The sequence below is a fragment of the Mycobacterium sp. genome, from assembly GCF_032161845.1.
GTDB lineage: Bacteria > Actinomycetota > Actinomycetes > Mycobacteriales > Mycobacteriaceae > Mycobacterium.
In genome coordinates this window covers 1-4,251 of record NZ_JAVRQA010000108.1, presented here as the reverse complement: position 1 = coordinate 4,251, position 4,251 = coordinate 1, and the positions used below count along the sequence as shown (strand labels likewise).

4 protein-coding genes and 2 pseudogenes are annotated in these 4,251 nt (G+C 67.4%); 1 reads left to right on the top strand and 5 read right to left on the bottom strand.

Translation table 11 applies throughout. The annotated features are described in order from the left end of the window. Together QOD90_RS06575 and QOD90_RS06570 are read right to left on the bottom strand one after the other, a co-directional pair. Positions 1-236: pseudogene (locus QOD90_RS06575) on the bottom strand (acyl-CoA dehydrogenase family protein); the annotation flags it as partial. Further along, a complete protein-coding gene (locus tag QOD90_RS06570; protein WP_526347861.1) occupies positions 221-1,618 on the bottom strand; it encodes a class I adenylate-forming enzyme family protein in 1,398 nt (465 codons plus the stop codon). The pseudogene QOD90_RS06575 and the gene QOD90_RS06570, both read right to left, overlap by 16 nt. A 123-nt stretch (positions 1,619-1,741) precedes the next feature. On the opposite strand from QOD90_RS06570, the gene QOD90_RS06565 reads away from it, so the two are divergent. After that, positions 1,742-2,050 (top strand): 2Fe-2S iron-sulfur cluster-binding protein, encoded by a 309-nt coding sequence (locus QOD90_RS06565; RefSeq protein ID WP_526347859.1) that lies wholly within the window; start codon positions 1,742-1,744, stop codon positions 2,048-2,050. Here the strand turns inward: QOD90_RS06565 and QOD90_RS06560 are convergent. The 3 genes and pseudogenes from QOD90_RS06560 to QOD90_RS06550 all read right to left on the bottom strand — a co-directional run. Beyond that, entirely contained in the window at positions 2,038-3,093 is a 1,056-nt protein-coding gene (locus QOD90_RS06560) for a CaiB/BaiF CoA transferase family protein (protein WP_526347857.1), read from the bottom strand. The genes QOD90_RS06565 and QOD90_RS06560 overlap by 13 nt on opposite strands. A 28-nt stretch (positions 3,094-3,121) precedes the next feature. Next, positions 3,122-4,078: an LLM class F420-dependent oxidoreductase gene (locus QOD90_RS06555; protein ID WP_526347855.1), complete on the bottom strand. Its 957-nt coding sequence runs from the start codon at positions 4,076-4,078 to the stop codon at positions 3,122-3,124. Between the two features lie 28 nt (positions 4,079-4,106). Beyond that, positions 4,107-4,251, bottom strand: a pseudogene (locus tag QOD90_RS06550) (methylmalonyl-CoA mutase); the annotation flags it as partial.

Genomic DNA, 4,251 nt, shown 5'->3' with positions numbered 1-4,251 from the left:
AGGAACGGGACGTCGACGAGTCCACGGGCGAACTCCTCGACGACGAGGGCAACCTCGACGCCCGTCGCTTCGTCGGATCGCAGCGATCGCCAGCCGGTGGCCTGAACGGTCTTCTCGAGCCGCGCGACGCGGCTGTCATCGTCGAGATCGGCGACCGATCCCGGGCCGAGGTCGTCGGCCAGCTTGGCCGCCTCCTCGCGCAATTGTCGTTGTTCGGAGGTCAGACGGACGTCCACAGTCGCTCCTTGAGCACTCGACGCAATACCTTTCCTGAAGGGAGACGGGGAATCTCGGGCACGAAGACCACCTGGCTCGGCCGCTTGTAGGACGCGAGCCGGTCGGCGACCAGCTGGATCAACTCGTCGGCTTCGACGGGGGCGCATCGCGTGACCGCCGCGACGACTGCTTCACCGTTCGCCGGGTCGGGCACTCCGAACACCGCGCAGTCGCCGACCGAGGGGTGGCCGTGCAGGACGGCCTCGATTTCGGCGGGCGCCACCTGGAAGCCACGCACCTTGATCATTTCCTTGGCCCGGTCGGTGATTCGCAGCCAGCCCTCGGCATCGAGATAGCCGACGTCGCCGCTGCGGTACCAGCCGTCACTGAAGGCCGTTTCGGTGGCCTCGTCGGGAAGGTAGCCGGCCATCGCGGACGCGGACCTGACCTGAATCTCGCCGACCTCACCCGGGAACACCGGCTCGCCGGTCACCAGTGAGACCACCCTGATCTCGACACCCCTCACCGCACGGCCGACGGTGTCCAGGTGCTCGCCATCGAGGGCGTTGCACGAGATGACCGGCAATTCGCTTGCGCCGTATGCCGTCACCCACGTGATGCCGGTCCGCCTGGTGACTTCGTCCGCGACGCTCGTCGTGACGGGCGTGGCGCACCACATCACGTAGCGCAGCGACGAGAGGTCGTAGGACTCCAACCCGGGATGAGCGGCGAGGGCGAGGGCGATCGGCGCAACCGCCATCTCGACGGTGATGCGGTCGGCTTCGATGTGGCGCAGCATCTCGTCGACGTCGAAGCGTGGGTGCAGCCGGATCCAGGCACCTGCAGCCAACGCGGTGGCGATGTTCAGCAGGCCGAGGATGTGCGACGGCGGGGTCATGATCTGCATGCGGTCAGTCGAGGACAGGTCCAGCGCCGCCCGCCAGTGCGCGACGGCCGCCGCGAAGGCGCCGTGCGTGTGCCTGACCGCCTTCGGCATTCCGGTCGTCCCCGAACTGAACACGAACAGCGCGTCGGAGTCGGGGCTGATCGTGGCGAATTCCCGACGGCCGGGCGCGATGGGCTCGTCGAGGCGCAGCATCGGCATCAGATCGCCGAGCACCGCGTTGTCGCCGACGGCATGGGCAGGCCCTGTCAGTGCCAGCGCGTGTGCCACCTCGGCCCGCTTCCAGGAGGTGCTAACGAGTACGACGGCGGCGCCAAGTGCCCAGATGGCGTTCATCGCGACGACGAACTCGGGCCGATTGGACGACATCAGGGCGACGCGATCGCCGGCGCGGACCCCGCGGTGTTCTAACGTGGTCGCCATGCCGCTGACCAGCGCGTCGAGCTCGGCGCGGGTGTACTCCCGATCTCCGAAGGCGAGGACGGGCGCTTCACCCATGCGCGATTCTTCGATCACCGCAACCCGACCTCCCGCCTTTCGCTCGCAGGGTTGAGAATATCCTATCGATTATGGAGAATAGTATTCTCACATAGACAGAATGACGATGCCAGGAGTGCTTAGATGACCGCAGACCCCGTACCGAGCCAAGAGGCCGGGGGCGAGGTGACGATCCTCCTCGACCGCCAGAAGACGTCGGTCAAGCCGATGCCCGGTGAGACTCTGCTCGAGAGCGCGCGGCGGGCCGGTCTGACGCCACCGTTCTCCTGCGAAGCGGGCAACTGCGGCACGTGCATGGCGAAGCTGACCGACGGCACCGCGACCATGCGCGTCAACGATGCGCTGGACGACGACGAGGTCACGGACGGCTACGTGCTGACCTGTCAAGCCGTTCCCGACACGGACTACGTCACCGTCGATTACGAGGACTGACCCTCGGTGGGGCGGGAGTGCTCGCCCAGCTTCGGCGGCGCTCCATACTCGGGGTCGTAGCCGAGGACGCGGATGGGGCTGCGCACCAGATCGAACTCCCCTGCCGTCACCACGACCTCTGGAGTGAGCCGCAACGCCTCGGGCAGTGTGCGCACCGCGGCCGCCGGGATGCCGAGTGGACGCAGCCGCGCTTCCCAGCCAACCGCCGTGTCCGACGCCAGCACCGCGGAAACGGCCGCGAGTACCTCGTCGCGGTTGGCGGCACGCTCGGCCATCGTCGCAAACCCCGTGACGCCTGCCTCGGCGGAGAACAGCCGCCAGAAGCCGTCGTGGGTGATGAACAGCGCCAGGTAGCCCTCGGCCGTGTCGAACAGTTGCGCCGGAACGTAATACGAGTGCGCACCATTCGGGTGGCGGCGCGGTTCGATGCCGTCGTTGAGGTAGGCCGACGCCCGGTAGTTCAGCTGCGACAGCATGACGTCACGCAGCGAGACATCGACCTGGCCGCCGCGGCCAGAGACGATCTGCGCGAGAAGCCCTAGGGCGGCCGTCAGCCCAGTGGAGTTGTCGGCCGACGAATATCCAGGGAGGGTGGGCGGCCCGTCGGGGTCGCCGGTCAACGAGGCGATTCCCGTGGCGGCCTGAATCACGTAGTCGAACGCGGGATCATCGCCCGCCTCGAGTCCGTATCCCGTCAGCGCGACGCACACGATCTTCTCGTTGTGCCGACGCAGCGCCTCATAGGTCAGACCGAGCCTGTGAATGCCGGACGGCTTCAGGTTGACCAGTAGCGCATGCGATTCCGCAACGAGCTCACCCAGCCTGCGCTGTCCCTCCTCGGTGGCGAGTTCGAGGCAGACGCTGCGCTTTCCGCGGTTGAGGCTGGCGAAGTAGCTGTCGCTCACCTGCCGCGAGATGTCTCCGCCCGGCGGCTCGATCTTGGTGACGTCGGCACCGAGGTCGGCGAGCATCATCGTGGCGTACGGACCCGCCAGCATGTGGCCAACCTCGAGGATGCGAATGCCTTCGAGCGGACCCGTCATCTGCGCCCTCGGCTCTTCGCGCGAGCGCTCATCGCACGGCCTTGGCGAGCTCGCCGATCATCTCCCTGGTGCGGTACTTGGACGCGATGAGCTCGTCGCGGGTGTCACCGATCGGCAGCAGTCGCACCGAAAGGTCGGTCACCCCGGCATCGGCGAACTGCTTGAACCGCGCCAGGATCGACTCCTCATCGCCGGCGGCACACAGATCGCCGACATTGCGGGCATCGCCACGATCCAACAGCTTCTGGTAGTTGGGCGAGGTCTCGGCTTCGGACAGGATCCGGTTCGCCCGCTCCTTGGCCGCGTCGATCTCGGAGTTGGCGCACAGACACACCGGGATGCCTGCGACGATCCGGGGCGCGGGTCTGCCCGCGTCGGCCGCCGCCTTGGTGATCCTCGGAGCGATGTGGTCGCCGATGGCGCGCTCGTCGGCCATCCACAGCACGGTGCCGTCGGCGAGTTCGCCCGCAATCTGCAGCATCACCGGACCCAGTGCGGCAACCAGCACCGGCATCGGCGAATCAGCGCCCAGCACAGTCGGATTGTGCACGGTGAAGGAGTCGTTCTCGACGTCCACGGGCCCGGGACCGGCGAGTGCGGCGTTGAGCACCTCGAGGTAGTCGCGGGTGTAGGCGGCGGGCTTTTCGTAAGGTACGCCGAGCATGTCACGCACGATCCAGTGGTGTGACGGACCCACACCGAGTGCAGTCCGGCCGGCCGCCATCGCGTGCACCGACAACGCTTGGCGTGCAAGGGCGATCGGATGCTGAGCTTGCAACGGCACCACGGCGGTGCCCAGCTCGATGCGCGACGTGTGCGCGGCCATCACCGCCACCATGGTCAGCGCGTCGAAGTCGTTGGGTACCTGCGGCATCCAGGCAGTGTCCATGCCTGCGGACTCGGCCCATTCGATGTCGGACACCAGCTTGGAGACCTTGCGCGCCATGTCGCCGCGCTCGGCCCCGATCATCACGCCCAGTCTCATTGCCCGCCCCGCTTCGCCCGCCCGAGTCTCATTGCTCCGCCACCTTTTCCGTGAGCGCGCGCACGTCACGCACCAGATCGTCCAGTGGAGTGCCGGTGGGAAACACGGCGGCAGCCCCTGCCGCAAGCAGTTTCGGCACGTCGGCATGCGGGATCGTGCCGCCCACCACAACG